Consider the following 15,641-nt stretch of genomic DNA (forward strand, 5'->3'; position numbering starts at 1 on the left):
GATCGTGTGAAGGTTCGATATCCAATTTTCATGTCCATGTGCACGCTCCTGCATAACGGGCGGAGGGATACAAATATGGTGCCCAGTATGCGGTGAGCGGGCAAAGACATGGTAATTCTTATTGTGTTTCATAAGATCTAGGCACGATTCCCTTGCCCATCACATAACATAGGGATGACGAGAGGTGAGGGATAGTGTCAGTAAACGAATGGACGACGGTTTTGGCTGAGTGGACCGGCGAGGAAAGGTTGCTTGAATTGTTGGCGCATCATTACGGCTTGGAAGTGACACAGGCCCAACCCATGGGGGGAGTATTGAAGCTGCACACCGATCAAGGCGCTTATGTGCTGAAGCGGGTTCGCATGAAGGACCAAGACCGATGGAAACTGCTTGATGAGGTGGCGACATATCTGACGGATGCAAAAAAGTCCGTGCGAATTCTTGCCACACCCGTTAAAACCAACAAAGGGCAATTGGTTATTGATGGCTATCGGTTTCGTTACGTCTTGCTTCCATGGATTGAGGCCGCTCCCGTTCAATTGAACGGCAAAGAAGACTGGATCAAAGTGGCCCGGCATTTGGCCGAAATGCACCAGTCATCCAAAAATTTCGCTCCGGGCGACAACTATCGGGAATATGAATGGATAGGCCATTGGCAAGAGCGGTGGCAGAGGGATCTGCAACATCTGAACATCTTTCAGACGGCGGCCAAATGGACAGTGCAACCCAATGAATTGGATCATATATGGCTTGACATTTCGCGCTTTACGATCGGAATGATGGAAAACCTGCTGGAGTACTACCAAAAGATCGGCGGCGACAAGTTGGCGACCGAATCCAGTACGTTTGGGAAAATACGCCATGGAAGGTTGCGGCAACCCAATATATTGAAAGGGTCCGATGGCACGTTGCATTTGGTCGATTGGAACGAATTGGCGTTGGATGTCCGGGCGGCCGATGTGGCCCAGCTCCTCCTTTATGCTTACGGTCGAACGGGAAGCCCGGAGATATTGGAGGCCATTTTGGAAGGATATCAAACCAAGGGCAAATGTTCGCAAGAAGAATTCGCTTTAATCTATGCGCGGCTCCTATTTCCCGAGAAATTAATTCGTCTGTTGGAGAATACTTATCTTAATCAGGGACTCTCATTGGACGAAGCAGTGAAACGAGTCCGGCCACTGTTGAAGATAGAAGAGAAGAAAATAGGTCTTTTGCAGACATATCATTCCATCTTAAAACAAAAAATGAATGTTTCTATCCCACAGTTAGATTGGATAAGAAATGAAATCCAACCCAGTTAAATGGGTTGTTTTCTTTTTAGTATTAAATTTCTATAATAAAGAGTATTAAGATATTAAGGACAAAGGAGAAATTGGTTGTGCGGATTTTTCGATTTAATACCCATTTAGCCAAGCGAATTGATAAATTTGATAGCCAAAATGCGTTTGTCTGTCCCGTTTTGCGCACCAATGGCTTTGTTCAGGTAGGGTGTTTTTTTGTGCAACCGGAAGGTCGGATTGGTATGCATCCGGCAGTTACAAACCAATTGTTAATGGTTGTGCAGGGAAAAGGATGGGTGCGAAGCAACACTTCCGCTCCCGTTTTTGTGGAGATGGGAGATGCGATATACTGGGAAGAAGGTGAATGGCATGAAGCCGGGTCGGATGACGGGATGATGGCCTTTGTGTGGGAAGGGAAAACGTTAAATCCAGGCCAATTTATGCTGACACAAACAAGTGAGACGCTGACATGAACAATTGATATTAGATTGAACTCATTTGACTTATTCATCCGCAACGTAAAGTCGGTGTGGCAACCATGCCGACTTTTTGGTGTGGGTTATGTGTCAACGTTGTAATAATTAATGGATGATTTATTTGTTTATCAGATGATTTTATACAAAATATGAATATACTACCTATTGGGTTGTCATGGATAAGAGGTCGATTTGTCATTGCCAAAACAAACGGCTCATTTTCAAATAAAAGAACACACCTATTATGATACATAATGATTCTGAAAAATAATTATTGTATTAAAACGAAAAAGGATCCATCCGTGCAATGTTTTGTTTATCATAAGGGCAATTTGACAGAATACGCGTTTGTTTTTGTCAATTATAACCAAAACGTGTTAGTATGAAAGTATCTAACTTGGGAAAAGAGAGATGTTGATGATGAAAATGGTGACAGTCGAATTTTGCATGGCCAACTTAATCAGTGGGTCCCTCTCCGCTTACTATCGATTGAAAGGCCATCAACATCCCAATATAAAAGTGCGAGCGGAATCATGTTTAGGATATTGTGGCCGATGCACGCAATCTTTCTTTGCGTTCGTAAACAACGAATTGGTAGAGGCCAAAACCCCAGAAGACTTATATGAAAAAATAGTGATATGCGTTTCCGATCACCTGACGTAAAGCAACACCAGGGAGAGCAAAATAAAAAAGAGTCCGACCATCAGGCTGGATGTGATCAGTAGCGGAAGCCATGCATTGGTTTGGCTTTGATCCGCTAGCCTTTCCTGTTCGTGGTTGGCCCATGCCGCGCCGGGTGAAAAGAGCCATTGATTGAAATTTTTAAAACTGCTGGCAAATAAATGGAAAAATCCCCCGCGAATGACAAAGAGCGCAGCTGAAACGACAAGCCAGCCGATGCCCAATATGAAGGCGTGATCGATCCACGAGAGAAGTTGCGCTTGTGCACTTGCGCTCAATATGCCCAAGCCCAAGATGATCCCGATGGAAGTGAGAATAAATGGATTTTTTGCTCGCGACATGATTCTCCTCCAACTCTGATGAGTATGAATGAACTGTGAAACATATGCCCTTCAACATTTATTATTAAAATATAACCTTTCCTATTGCAAGTAATTCATTTATAATGTACAAGTCAAAAGCTCAATATTCTATCATTTAACGTAATAATCTGAAAAGAGTGTATCCAGCAATCTTTATAAAGGGGGGCTTAGCCGATGAGCAACAAATGGAATGGGATTGTAGGGATGATCCTTTCCGCCGGTTTGATCCTTGGCGGTTGTGGCTTCAGTGGAAGCCAGCAAGAAGGCTCATCGCTTAGTGAAGATCAGACGTTGCGTTTGAGTGAAACCGGTGAGCTGTCAACACTGGATAGCGCGAAAGCGAAAGATGTTCCGAGCATGAACGTTTTAAACAATGTCCAAGAAGGGCTTATGCGCATGGGTAAAGAGAAAAAGCCGGAAGAGGGAATTGCCAGCAATTACGACATCAGCGAAGACAAAAAGGTTTACACTTTTTACCTTCGTGAAGACGCGAAGTGGAGCGATGGCAAACCCGTGACCGCTTTTGACTTTGAATATGGATGGAAACGGGTATTGGATCCGAAAACCAAGTCGGAATATGCCTATATCCTTTATCCCATAAAAAACGCCGCGCGCTTCAATGGGGGCCAAGCCAGCGCAAATGAAGTGGGTGTCAAAGCAAAAGATGAGCATACCTTGGTCGTCACTTTGGAAAAGCCCACGCTCAGCTTTATTAATATGACAACACATGCAACCTACCTGCCACAGCGCAAAGACATCGTTGAAAAGTATAAAGAAAGTTATGGTCTCAGACCGGAAAACACCGTATTCAACGGACCGTTCATCGTGTCCAAGTGGAGTCCGCAAAAGATTGAGCTGGCCAAGAATGAAAGCTATTGGGACAAGAATGCCGTCAGCCTGACCAAAGTGGACATCAATATCATCAAAGACGTGGCGACGGGGATTAACCTGTATAATTCGAACCAGCTGGATACCGCATTATTGAACCAAGCGTTTGTGGATGCTTTTAAACAGACGCCGGATTATTTGGAAGTCAAGCAGTCTTCGACGGCCTATATTTTGTTAAACCAAAAACATCCGTTTTTCCAGAATGAGAATATCCGCAAAGCGATTACGCTTGCGCTTGACCGCGAGACCATCGCCGAAATCATGAAAGACGGTTCGGAGCCGGCTGGCGCCTTGGTTCCCCCTTCCCTGTCCGGTGAAGGGATCAATTCCTTCCGCATCAATGGAGAGATCATCAAACCGGATGTAAACAAGGCAAGGGAGTATTTTGAAAAAGGTTTGCGGGAGTTGGGTCGCGCCACCCCTCCAACCAATATAGTCATGGTGTCTTATGATTCAACCGCAAAACGGGATGTGGCGGTCAATATCAAAGAACAGCTGAAGAAAAAATTGGATTGGGATATCAAGTTGGATGCGCCAAACTGGAAAGTTCATGTGGATCGGTTGAGCCGTGGTGATTATGACATGGGGATGCTCACATGGAATGCCGACTATGATGATCCGATCGGCCATTTTGAGATTTGGCAATCAAAAAATCCAATGAACTGGTCTGGATTTAAAAACGCAAAATACGATCAATTGGTAGAGCAAGCCAAAAAAACGACCGACTCCAAACAACAGTTTAAAATATTAACCCAAGCCGAAAAAATTCTAACAGATGTAGAAGGTGAAGGCCAGGCTGGATTTGTTCCCCTCTTCTATGCTTCCAAAGCCTATGTTCAGAAAACCTATGTAAAAGATTTATATCGTCATGCCACAGGCTCGGAATATACATTGAAATGGGCGTATATTATTAAGGAGAAAAAGTAAAGCGCCCTTGATTCGCTTAGCATGACTAAAAAAATGGGTGGATTCTTATGAGTGAATCCACCTTTTTTATTTAACATGCTTCTATTTATTTTCCCGAAACATAGCTCTTTACAAATACGCGAATAATGAGTTAAATATAATTATGTGGTGTATACGGAATTTAATATAGCAGATAAAATTGTTCGAAATTTAAGGGTACTTTCATTCTTGACAAATGTAAATGCAATCAAAAGTAATCCTTTATTATTGAATTGTGTTATCTCCCTTTTATTTTTTTCTTCTTTTTTCCAAATTTAGGGTTTACGACCAACAGGTCTAAACTATAGTTTTTTTTAATAATAAAAAAAGGGGGCAATTACATGAGCAAAAGAATTAAGTTCTCGTCTGTTTTCGCCGTTTTGCTCGCGCTATCATTGGTATTATCTGCTTGTAACTTTGGAAGCAACAGCGGGTCAGATGACGGGCAAACCCTCAATTTGATCGAGCTTCAAGAGCCGCCAAGCTTGGATAGTGCCAAAGCGACTGACGCTGTATCCTTTACGGTTTTAGATAACGTCATGGAAGGTTTATACCGAGCGGACGGTAAGGATCAGCCAGTATTGGCCATGGCGGCGGGGGAACCCAAAGTGAGCGAAGATCAAAAAACTTGGACTTTCACCCTGCGTGATGCGAAATGGAGTGACGGCAAGCCTGTTACCGCCAAAGATTTCGAATACGCCTGGAAACGTGTGCTCGATCCCAAAACGGCATCTGAATATGTGCAAATGATGTACGTTCTTGAAAACGGGGAAGAGTACAACAAAGGCCAAGCGAAGCCGGAAGATGTCGGGGTTAAGGCTGTTGACGACAAAACGTTGGAAGTGAAGCTGAAAGTAGCGATTCCATACTTCAAAGCTCTTTTAACCTTCCCAACTTTCTTGCCGCAACGTCAAGACATCGTTGAGAAGTTTGGCGACAAATACGCGCTGGAAGCGAAAAACATGGTATTCAACGGGGCGTTCGTACTGTCCGATTGGAAACATGAGAAAAGCTTCCAATATAAGAAAAACGACCAGTATTGGGACAAAGGTAAAGTGAAATTGAGCACCGTCAATGTGAACATCGTAAAAGACAACGCCCAGGCGATCAACTTGTATGAAACGGGCAAAACCGACTTCACCTTCTTGGGTGCTGAATTCTTAGACAAATACAAAAACAGCAAAGAGAAATTCGTTATTGAAGAATCGAGTGTTTGGTACCTGGAATTCAACCAAAGAGAGAAGGATTTCTTCAAAAACAGCAAAATCCGCAAAGCGTTCAGCTTGGCGGTGGACCGTCAAAAAATGATCGACAGCGTGCTGAAAAACGGATCCACCTTGCCGGAAGGATTTGTGCATTCCGCCATCTACGCGACACCAGACAAGAAGTACCGTGATATTGTGAAATATGAGTTCCCATTTGATCCGGCACAAGCGAAACAACTCCTGGCCGAAGGTTTGAAAGAAATCGGCATGGATAAAGCACCGACGGTGGAGCTGCTCACAGATGACACCACCAGAGCGAAGCGTCAAGCCGAGTTCTTGAAAGAGCAGTTCCGCGTAAACCTGGGTGTGGATGTGCAAATTGCTTCCGTTACCTTTAAAGAGCGTCTGGAACGCGGCAAGAGCGGTAAGTTCGACATTGTGATGGGCGGTTGGAGCGCGGACTACAATGACCCGCTCACTTACTTGACCATCATGAAGTCGGATGAAAGCTACAACCGCGGTAAGTGGACTAACGAAGAGTTCGACAAGTTGGTGAGAGCCGCCACGGTCAATGAGAATTATGAAGAGCGTTTGGAGCAACTCAAGCAAGCCGAGAAAATCCTGATGGACGACACCGGTGTTGCCATGCTGTACTATCGAAACCAAATGGGCCTGAAGAAGGACTATGTGAAAAACTGGCCATGGCGCGTTATCGGTGCACAATACAGCCTCAAAGAAGTTTCCATTGAGGGCAAGAAATAATCTTTCTTTGAGTATCGAATGACCGAAGGTATATGTCCAATCGGACATATACCTTCATTCCATGATTACTAGTGAATGATGAAAGGATGTGAGTTGCGTGCTGAGGTATACGTTAAAGCGGTTGGGATATATGGTTCTGACGTTGTGGATCATCATTACCGTAACCTTCTTTATCATGCATCTGTTACCAGGAACTCCACTGAAGAATGAAGAGAAGATCCCGCCTGAAATCAGGGAGCAGATCTTGGAAGAGTACGGCCTGAAAGACCCACTTCCTGTACAATATGTCAAATTTTTGGGCAATCTCGTGCAGGGAGATCTGGGTAAATCGTTGACTCTTGACGGTCGTGAAGTGGTAGATTTCATTATTGAAGGGTTCCCGGTGTCTGCCTTTATCGGTTCCCAGGCGGTCATCTTCGGGACATTGATCGGTTTGTTGCTGGGAACAGTCGCCGGACTCAACCGGGGCAAAATCGTCGATAACTTCGCGATCATCGTCGCGGTTTTTGGCGTCTCTGTGCCCAGCTTTGTGATGGGGGGATTCCTGTCTTACTTTGTCGGGGTAAAGCTCCAGTGGTTGCCAACGGGTCTGTGGGAATCATATGAATCTTCCATTCTCCCTTCGTTAGCGCTTTCATTTGCGGTGATTGCACAGATTTCGAGATACGTGCGCACGGAAATGGTGGAAGTGTTGGACCAAGATTACATGAAAACGGCGAAAGCCAAGGGATTAAACCGGTCGTCGATTGTTGTCCGCCATGCCTTGCGCAATGCGTTGATCCCTGCGGTGACGGTACTGGGACCGCTTGCCGTGAACATCATCACCGGTTCACTCGTCATTGAGCAGATCTTCGCTCTACCGGGTTTGGGCAAATTCTTCGTGCAATCGATTCAACAGAATGATTACACCATGATCATGGGTGTGACGATTTTCTACAGTGTGCTCATTATTTCCGTTATCTTCTTGGTCGACTTGTTGTATGGCTTGATAGATCCTCGGATTCGCATCTCAGGAGCAAAGGAGTGATTGGAAGATGGACAAGGCAAAAAACTTAACCCCTGATTTATTTAAACCAGCCCGAATCGAACGAACCGAAAAAGATGCGTTAACCCGCACACCGGTTGGCTTTTGGAAAGACGTGTGGGGCCGCTTCCGATCCAACCTAGGCGCCATGCTGGGCTTGGCCATGATTGTTGTCATTATGTTGCTGGCTGTGTTTGGCCCATTGGCCAACGGATACGACTGGGAAACGCAAAAACTTGAGATTCAAAACAGAGAGTCTTTTGGCGACCATTACTTTGGAACGGACCATTTTGGTCGCGACTTATGGCAACGCACTTGGTACGGGGCCAAGATCTCCTTGACCATTGCTTTCTTGGCGGCATTTTTGGATGTGGTGATCGGGGTCACATTCGGAGGAATATCCGGTTACTTTGGTGGCCGTGTGGATATGGTTATGCAGCGGATTCTTGAAATCATGTACTCCATTCCGAACTTGATTGTCATCATTTTGATGCTATTGATCTTTGATCCCGGGATTGTGCCCGTGGCGGTGGCGATGGCGATCACAGGTTGGGTGCCCATGGCGCGCGTGGTGCGGGCGCAGGTCATGAAGCTGAAATCGCAAGAGTATGTGTTGGCGGCCCGCACCCTGGGAGCGAGTCACTCGCGTATCCTGTTGAAACACTTGATTCCGAACGTGATGGGTCCGATCATCATCGCGGTGACCTTTGCGATTCCATCCGCGATCTTTTTTGAAGCCTTCTTGGCTTTTATCGGATTGGGCATCCGCCCACCTGAAGCGAGTTTGGGTGTACTGATTAACGAAGCGTTTACCTATCTGCAGATTTTCCCATATCAGTTGATCTATCCGTCGGTGGTTCTCTCCATCATCATTCTGTCGTTTAACTTGCTGGGAGATGGACTGAGAGACGCACTAGATCCAAGAATGCGGAAATAGAGGGGGGAATCGAAATGAGCAAAATATTGGAAGTAAAAGACTTGCACGTGTCTTTTAAAACATATAAAGGGGAAGTCCAAGCGGTGCGCGGGGTCGATTTCCATCTGAACAAAGGGGAAACGATTGCGATCGTGGGCGAATCCGGTTGCGGCAAGAGCGTAACCTCGCAGACGATCATGCGACTCATTCCCAATCCGCCCGGAGTGATCAAAAAAGGGGAGATCATCTTCGACGGCACCGATTTGGCCAAAGCGTCGGAAAAGCAGATGGAAAAAATTCGAGGATCGGAAATTTCGATGATCTTCCAAGATCCGATGACATCCCTGAACCCGACCATGACAATTGGCACCCAGATCATGGAAGGCCTCATCAAGCATCAGAAGCTGAGTAAGCAAGAAGCCAAAAAGCAAGCGACTGAAATGCTGCGCCTAGTGGGCATTCCATCACCGGAGTCCCGCCTGGACCAGTATCCGCACCAATTTTCCGGCGGGATGAGACAGCGCGCCATGATCGCGATCGCTTTGGCGTGCCAACCGAAGGTATTGATTGCCGATGAGCCGACAACGGCGCTTGATGTAACGATTCAGGCCCAGATCATTGACTTGATGAAAGAGTTGCAGTCGAAAACGGGCACCTCCATCATCCTGATCACCCATGATCTCGGGGTCGTGGCGGATATCGCTGACCGTGTCGTCGTGATGTATGCCGGGAAAGTGGTGGAAAGCGGCAAGTTGGATGAAATTTTCTATGAGCCGAAACATCCGTACACATGGGGCTTGTTGGGGTCGATGCCAAGATTGGACTTGTCCCGCGACCAAGAATTGCTGCCGATTTTGGGGACCCCGCCGAACTTGCTTCACCCGCCCAAAGGATGCCCTTTTGCGGCCCGTTGCAAACATGCGATGAGCATTTGCACGCAAGAGATGCCTGAATTCGATCAAGTGTCTTCTACACACCAAGTGGCATGTTGGTTGCAACATCCGATGGCACCAGAAGTCAAACCGCCGACGGCCGCAGTGGGAGGGGAGTAAGATGAGCAAAAATAACGATGTGATTTTATCCGTAAAAGAACTGAAGAAGCATTTCGATGTGGGACGTGGCCAAATTGTGCAAGCGGTGGATGGAGTCAGCTTTGACATCTACCGGGGCGAGACGTTGGGACTCGTGGGGGAATCGGGCTGCGGCAAATCGACGATCGGACGGACATTGATCCGATTGTACAATGCAACGGCCGGCAGCATCACGTTTAAAGGTAAAGATGTGAGCCAGCTGAAAGGGAAAGAGTTAAAGCAATTCAACCGCGAGATGCAAATGATTTTCCAAGACCCGTATGCTTCGTTAAACCCACGGATGACCGTGCTTGATATCATCGCCGAAGGCATCGATATCCATGGCTTGGCTACCGGGGAAGAACGCCGCAAGCGGGTAGTGGAACTCTTGGAGACCGTTGGTTTGAATGAAGACCATGCTGAACGGTATCCGCATGAATTCAGCGGCGGGCAGCGCCAACGGATCGGGATCGCGCGCGCTTTGGCGGTGGAACCGGACTTCATCATTGCCGATGAGCCGATCTCCGCGCTGGACGTGTCGATCCAAGCGCAGGTGGTTAACCTGATGCGCCGCCTGCAAAAGGAGAAAGGGTTGACCTATCTCTTCATCGCGCACGACCTGTCGATGGTGAAATATATTTCCGACCGCGTCGGTGTGATGTACCTTGGAAATATGGTGGAGTTGGCGGAGAGCGACGAGCTTTATGATGAGCCGTTGCATCCTTACACCGAAGCGCTCTTGTCCGCTGTGCCGATTCCTGATCCGAAGACGGCAAAAACGCGGGAGCGCATCATTTTGCAAGGGGATGTGCCGAGCCCGATCAATCCGCCAAGCGGATGCCGTTTCCGCACCCGTTGTCCCAAAGCGATGGATATCTGCGCGACGGCGGTTCCTGTGTGGAAGGAAGCGAAACCGAACCACTTTGTCGCTTGCCATTTGTATAATGACTGATCGCCACACAAGCCCGGGCAGTTTGAATAGCCCGGGCTTGTCTGTCACTATGACCCTTGTAGGATCTGCCAGTGCTCGGTTATAAACGCACTATTCGCAAAATAAACATCCAGTAAGGGTTGCTCTGGTGTCCGTTTCTTCAAATGTAAGGGCTTTTTGTGTAAAATAAGGAAAAAAGCCCTCCAGCGAGTAGAGGACTTTTCGTCTTAGAGGACTTGTTCCACCTCACGCACTTCCGGAATCTCTTCCATCAGCGCGCGTTCAATTCCGGCTTTCAACGTAATGGTCGAGCTGGGGCAGCTCCCGCATGCACCGAGCAGGCGAACGCGAACAACTCCCTCATCGGAGACTTCCACTAATTCCACGTCGCCACCATCGCGCTGAATGTACGGACGCAATTTATCTAATACTTCTTGTACACGCTCTTCTACGTTCATGGTCGAATTAACCCCTTTCTCACAAGATGGGTTCTTTTGCAGAACTGGTGATGAGTCACATTCATTGTAGGTTACTTTTCACACAAAATCAATGTTCAAATCGATCCCGCCTTCGTTAGGCAAATAAATTATTTGATATCCATCTTTTTAGTTGTAATCATTCTTGCTAAGATGAATATGTAGTTCTTCTTTCCTTGAAATTTTGGTTAAAAGGGGTAAATCCTATGAAAAAAAAGATCGTTGATGATATAAGAGAGCTGATTGGCCATACACCCATGATCCGGTTGAATCGTCTCTCCCTCCCTGAAGGGGTGAAGCTTTATGCCAAGCTTGAGTATTTTAATCCTGGGGGAAGCGTCAAGGACCGATTGGGCATTGCCTTGATCGAAGAAGGGGAACGGAGCGGCTTGCTGAAGCCGGGCGGCACGATCATCGAGCCCACCGCGGGGAATACGGGCATCGGTGTGGCCCTGGCGGCGATAGGTAAAGGGTATCAAGTGATCTTTGTGGTTCCGGAGAAGTTTTCCGAGGAGAAGCAAGAGCTGATGCGCGCTCTCGGCGCGAAAGTGGTCAACACTCCGACGTCCGATGGCATGATGGGGGCCATGAAAAAAGCGATGCAAGTGGCTGAGGAGATTCCAAATTCCTATTGCCCGCAGCAATTTACCAATCCGGCTAATCCACGGATTCATTACGAAATGACAGGGCCGGAAATTTGGGATCAGATGGACGGCAACATCGATATATTTGTGGCCGGAGCGGGTTCTTCGGGAACTTTCATGGGCGTGGCCCGCTACTTGAAAGAGAAGAATCCGGGCATCAAAACGGTGATTGTCGAGCCCGAAGGTTCTATCATCGGGGGAGGCCAAGTGGGCCCACACAAGACAGAAGGCATTGGGATGGAGATGTTTCCCGACTATTTCGATTGGAATTTGATCGATGAAGTGGTCACTGTGACAGATGAGGATGCTTTCCGGCTTGTGAAGGAATTGGCCGCGAAAGAAGGATTATTGGTAGGCAGTTCTTCCGGAGCGGCATGTTACGCAGCATTGGGTTTGGCGGCAGGGTCTCCTGAGGGAACACAGATCGTGACGATCTTCCCGGATAGCAGTGAACGTTATCTTAGCAAAAAAATTTACCAAGGCGGTGTATAAGATGAAGTTGGATACGAAAATGATTCATGGCGGAGTTTTTGGTGACCCTCACACAGGAGCAGTCAGTGTGCCGATTTACCAAGTGTCCACGTACAAACAAACAAGGGTGGGAGAACATGCCGGTTATGAGTACTCACGCACGGGCAATCCGACGCGGGCCGCTCTTGAAACGTTGATCGCAGACCTGGAAAATGGGGCGCGGGGGTTGGCCTTTGCTTCAGGCATGGCTGCGATCTCCACCTTGTTTTCGTACTTTAATGCGGGTGATCACCTGATTGTGGGCGACGATGTCTATGGGGGAACTTATCGGGTGACGAGCCGTGTCTTCAACCGGATGGGCATGCAGGTGACCTTTGTCGACACGAGTGACATCGAAGCGGTGAAAGCGGCAGTGAAAGAGAATACGAGGGCGATCTATATGGAGACCCCCAGCAACCCGCTCTTAAAGGTGAGCGATATTCAGACATTGTCCAATATCGCACGGGAGCATGGCCTTTTGCTGATCGTCGATAATACCTTCCTCACCCCCTATTGGCAAAATCCGCTTGATTTGGGGGCTGATGTGGTCATTCACAGCGCCACCAAGTATCTGGGGGGCCACAGTGATGTGGTTGCCGGATTAATTGTCACCAAAGATGCGCAGTTAGGGGAAGAGTTGCATTTCTTGCAAAACTCCATTGGCGGGGTACTTGGGCCGCAGGATTCGTGGTTGTTGATGAGGGGGATTCGAACCCTTGGCTTGCGGATGAAACAGCACGAGCGGAACGCCCACATGTTGGCTGAGTGGTTAAGCCGGCATGAGCGGGTGCAAAAGGTGTACTATCCCGGTTTGCCCGAGCATCCGGGACATGAGTTGGCTGCCCGGCAAGCGCGCGGTTTTGGCGGGATTATCTCCTTTGATGTGGGCAGTGGGCAACTGGCGGATCAAGTTCTGGAGAAAACGCGTTACTTTGTCTTGGCCGAAAGCTTGGGAGCGATTGAAAGCCTGATTTCAGTGCCTGCCCGGATGACCCATGCCTCGATTCCACCGGAGCGGCGGCGCGAGCTGGGGATTACCGACGGACTGATTCGCATCTCCGTAGGGGTGGAAGATGGAGAAGATTTATTGTTAGACTTAGAGCAGGCTTTAAGCTAATCCCCATTGGAAAGAGGAAAACACCAATGAAAAAGGTAACCGTATTTGTATATGGAGCGGAGCAAGTTTGTCCAAGTTGCGTTAGCCTGCCTTCCTCTAAAGAAACGGCATCTTGGTTGGAAGCGGCTTTAAAAAGGAAATACGGTGAACAAGTGGATGTTTGTTATGTGGATATTCATCAGCCGGTCGGTGAGGCTGAGGCGGCGTTTGCCAAACGGGTGATTGAAGAAGATTTATGGTATCCGGTGGTCGTCATCGAAGGGGAGGTCGTGGCGGAAGGAAATCCAAAATTGAAGGTGATCAGCCAATTGTTGGAAAATATGGGGGCTGTTCAAAAAGTTTGATGACATGATATGGGAAAAGTTCTGGCAGAACGCCAGAACTTTTTTTGTGGAAAGGGCACCGATCATAGAGTGATTCATATTCATTGGTAAATATTGTGCGAATCAAAATATTTCCTTGCTCCGAATAAAGAAATGAAGGGAAGAAATGGACATGTTACCCTATGTTTGTAGGAGTTTCATGATGTAGACAAATTTTAGCTATAGCAACTCTATTAGATTTCTTTATTATAAAAGATGTTGTGGTGTAGAATGATTTATTAACTATCGAATAGGAGATGAGAAGCATGTGGCTCATCCCCATTTTTATGGGTATTCTATTATTTTTGGGAATTTGGGAAAAACGAAGACACCAAAAAAATATTGATTCGATACCGCTTCGGATTAATATTAATGGGATTCGTGGCAAATCGACAGTCACTCGCCTGATTACGGGCGTGATGGTAGAGGCCGGTTATCGTGCGATTGGCAAAACGACAGGAACGGCGGCGCGAATGATATATTGGAACCGTGAAGAGGAGAAGCCAATCAAAAGACGATTGGAAGGACCCAATATTCGCGAACAAAAAGTTGTCGTCGCTGAAACGGCGAAGCTTGGCGCCAACTGCCTGGTGAGTGAATGCATGGCGGTTAATCCCGACTACCAGATCATTTTCCAAGAACAGATGCTGCAAGCCAATGTCGGGGTGATCGTAAATGTCTTGGAAGACCATATGGATGTGATGGGGCCCACTCTGCGTGAAGTGGCGGATGCGTTTACGGCCACCATCCCATACAACGGCCATTTGATTGTATCGGATGGACCCTACGTTTCCTTCTTCAAGCGTGTGGCAAGGCAGCGGAAGACACAAGTGCATGTGGCGGATAACTCGCGGATCTCGGAAAAGTTTTTGCGCCAGTTTGATTACATGGTCTTTCCTGAGAATGCGGCGTTGGCCTTGGCTGTCGCGGAAGCGCTCGGGATTGATGAGGAAACCGCTTTTCGCGGCATGTTAAACGCCCATCCCGATCCGGGTGCCATGCGGATTTTGCCTTTGGATACCAGTGACGAGCCCTCTTATTTTGTCAATGGTTTCGCGGCGAATGATGCGGCTTCCACCCTGAATATCTGGGAACGGGTTAAAATGCTGGGCTACCCCACACAAGATCCAATTGTAGTGATGAACTGCCGCCCGGACCGGGTAGACCGGACGGAGCAATTTGCCAGAGACGTATTGCCGCATATGCAAATCGATACGCTAGTGGTGATTGGGCAAACGACCCAACCGATCGTGGACGCTTTCAAAGCGGGCAGCATTCGGTGCAATGAGTTGTTGGATTTGGAAGATCAACCGACAGAGGCCATTTTTGCGGCCATTGAGCCAAAGCTACATAACCGGATGGTTTATGGGGTTGGCAACATCCATGGTTCCGCCGAGCCGCTTTGCGAGATCTTTGAGCGCATGAATCGCCGGGTGAAAGAAGAACGGATGCGGGCGTACAAGAAACAAGAGACCCAGGAGAAAAAGGTCAAAGTAGCGCAAATTGTCAGCTAGGAGGAAGATTTCGTTGTTCGGTTCAGACTTATACATTTCCTTAATCATCGGAGTTGTTCTCAGTCTGCTTTACGCAGAGAAGGTGGGCGTTGTGCCCGCGGGTTTGATCGTTCCGGGCTATATGGGCCTCGTTTTTGATCAGCCGGTATTTGTGGGTTCGGTGTTATTGATCAGCTTTTTGACTTATCTGATTGTGACGAAAGTGATTGCGCGGTTCACCATTTTGTATGGCCGCCGAAAGTTTGCGGCGATGTTGATGGTGGGGATTGGATTGAAACTCATCTTTGATTTTTTCGCGCCGATGACGTTTCCTTATCTGCCTTTTGAAATGCAGGAGTTTCGCGGGATCGGGGTCATTGTTCCCGGATTGATCGCGAATACGATCCAAAGGCAAGGCCTGGTTCCTACGGTAGGCAGCACATTGCTCCTCAGTGGCTGTACTTTCCTGATCATGTTTGTTTATCATTTGTTCTAGGAA

16 protein-coding genes are annotated in these 15,641 nt (G+C 47.6%); 14 read left to right on the plus strand and 2 right to left on the minus strand.

Annotated elements, in window-relative coordinates; genetic code table 11:
* Positions 1-194: 194 nt before the first annotated feature.
* From ACFQNG_RS00695 to ACFQNG_RS00705, 3 genes are all read left to right on the plus strand, one after another.
* The gene (locus tag ACFQNG_RS00695; protein ID WP_379862871.1) at positions 195-1,301 is read left to right on the plus strand and encodes a phosphotransferase; all 1,107 of its coding nucleotides are present in this window, start codon (positions 195-197) and stop codon (positions 1,299-1,301) included.
* A gap of 77 nt (positions 1,302-1,378) precedes the next feature.
* Entirely contained in the window at positions 1,379-1,753 is a 375-nt protein-coding gene (locus tag ACFQNG_RS00700) for a cupin (RefSeq protein ID WP_379862872.1), read from the plus strand.
* Between the two features lie 429 nt (positions 1,754-2,182).
* Positions 2,183-2,419, plus strand: coding sequence for a YuzB family protein (locus ACFQNG_RS00705; RefSeq protein ID WP_379862922.1), 237 nt, complete (start codon positions 2,183-2,185; stop codon positions 2,417-2,419).
* Here the strand turns inward: ACFQNG_RS00705 and ACFQNG_RS00710 are convergent.
* Positions 2,407-2,778: a DUF3899 domain-containing protein gene (locus ACFQNG_RS00710; RefSeq protein WP_379862873.1), complete on the minus strand. Its 372-nt coding sequence runs from the start codon at positions 2,776-2,778 to the stop codon at positions 2,407-2,409. The genes ACFQNG_RS00705 and ACFQNG_RS00710 overlap by 13 nt on opposite strands.
* Before the next feature lie 195 nt (positions 2,779-2,973).
* Here ACFQNG_RS00710 and ACFQNG_RS00715 point away from each other — a divergent pair, with 195 nt between their 5' ends.
* From ACFQNG_RS00715 to ACFQNG_RS00740, 6 genes are all read left to right on the plus strand, one after another.
* A complete protein-coding gene (locus ACFQNG_RS00715; protein WP_379862874.1) occupies positions 2,974-4,614 on the plus strand; it encodes a peptide ABC transporter substrate-binding protein in 1,641 nt (546 codons plus the stop codon).
* Positions 4,615-4,973: 359 nt separating this feature from the next.
* Positions 4,974-6,599 (plus strand): peptide ABC transporter substrate-binding protein, encoded by a 1,626-nt coding sequence (locus ACFQNG_RS00720; protein ID WP_379862875.1) that lies wholly within the window; start codon positions 4,974-4,976, stop codon positions 6,597-6,599.
* A gap of 97 nt (positions 6,600-6,696) precedes the next feature.
* Complete coding sequence (locus tag ACFQNG_RS00725; protein WP_379862876.1) at positions 6,697-7,626, plus strand: ABC transporter permease; 930 nt, start codon at positions 6,697-6,699, stop codon at positions 7,624-7,626.
* A 7-nt stretch (positions 7,627-7,633) separates the two neighbouring features.
* Positions 7,634-8,560 carry an ABC transporter permease gene (locus ACFQNG_RS00730; protein ID WP_379862877.1) on the plus strand — a complete coding sequence of 309 codons (927 nt, stop codon included), beginning with the start codon at positions 7,634-7,636 and terminating at the stop codon, positions 8,558-8,560.
* A gap of 14 nt (positions 8,561-8,574) precedes the next feature.
* Complete coding sequence (locus ACFQNG_RS00735; protein ID WP_379862878.1) at positions 8,575-9,591, plus strand: ABC transporter ATP-binding protein; 1,017 nt, start codon at positions 8,575-8,577, stop codon at positions 9,589-9,591.
* 1 nt (position 9,592) lies between these two features.
* On the plus strand, positions 9,593-10,561 hold the full coding sequence (locus ACFQNG_RS00740; protein ID WP_379862879.1) for an ABC transporter ATP-binding protein: 969 nt from the start codon (positions 9,593-9,595) through the stop codon (positions 10,559-10,561).
* 206 nt (positions 10,562-10,767) lie between these two features.
* On the opposite strand, the gene ACFQNG_RS00745 is transcribed toward ACFQNG_RS00740, so the two are convergent.
* The gene (locus ACFQNG_RS00745; RefSeq protein ID WP_379862880.1) at positions 10,768-10,998 is read right to left on the minus strand and encodes a NifU family protein; all 231 of its coding nucleotides are present in this window, start codon (positions 10,996-10,998) and stop codon (positions 10,768-10,770) included.
* A gap of 224 nt (positions 10,999-11,222) precedes the next feature.
* Here ACFQNG_RS00745 and cysK point away from each other — a divergent pair, with 224 nt between their 5' ends.
* The 5 genes from cysK (at position 11,223) to pgsC (ending at position 15,638) form a co-directional block, all read left to right on the plus strand.
* Positions 11,223-12,152 (plus strand): cysteine synthase A, encoded by a 930-nt coding sequence (gene cysK / locus ACFQNG_RS00750; RefSeq protein WP_379862881.1) that lies wholly within the window; start codon positions 11,223-11,225, stop codon positions 12,150-12,152.
* Between the two features lies 1 nt (position 12,153).
* A complete protein-coding gene (locus ACFQNG_RS00755; RefSeq protein WP_379862882.1) occupies positions 12,154-13,287 on the plus strand; it encodes a bifunctional cystathionine gamma-lyase/homocysteine desulfhydrase in 1,134 nt (377 codons plus the stop codon).
* Between the two features lie 26 nt (positions 13,288-13,313).
* Positions 13,314-13,631: a YuzD family protein gene (locus ACFQNG_RS00760; protein ID WP_379862883.1), complete on the plus strand. Its 318-nt coding sequence runs from the start codon at positions 13,314-13,316 to the stop codon at positions 13,629-13,631.
* Positions 13,632-13,915: 284 nt separating this feature from the next.
* Positions 13,916-15,163: a poly-gamma-glutamate synthase PgsB gene (gene pgsB / locus ACFQNG_RS00765; RefSeq protein ID WP_379862884.1), complete on the plus strand. Its 1,248-nt coding sequence runs from the start codon at positions 13,916-13,918 to the stop codon at positions 15,161-15,163.
* Positions 15,164-15,176: 13 nt separating this feature from the next.
* The gene (gene pgsC / locus ACFQNG_RS00770) at positions 15,177-15,638 is read left to right on the plus strand and encodes a poly-gamma-glutamate biosynthesis protein PgsC (RefSeq protein WP_379862885.1); all 462 of its coding nucleotides are present in this window, start codon (positions 15,177-15,179) and stop codon (positions 15,636-15,638) included.
* The last annotated feature ends 3 nt before the right edge of the window (positions 15,639-15,641 follow it).

The organism is Laceyella putida (genome assembly GCF_042665195.1).
In the GTDB taxonomy this organism is placed as follows: Bacteria; Bacillota; Bacilli; order Thermoactinomycetales; family Thermoactinomycetaceae; genus Laceyella; species Laceyella putida.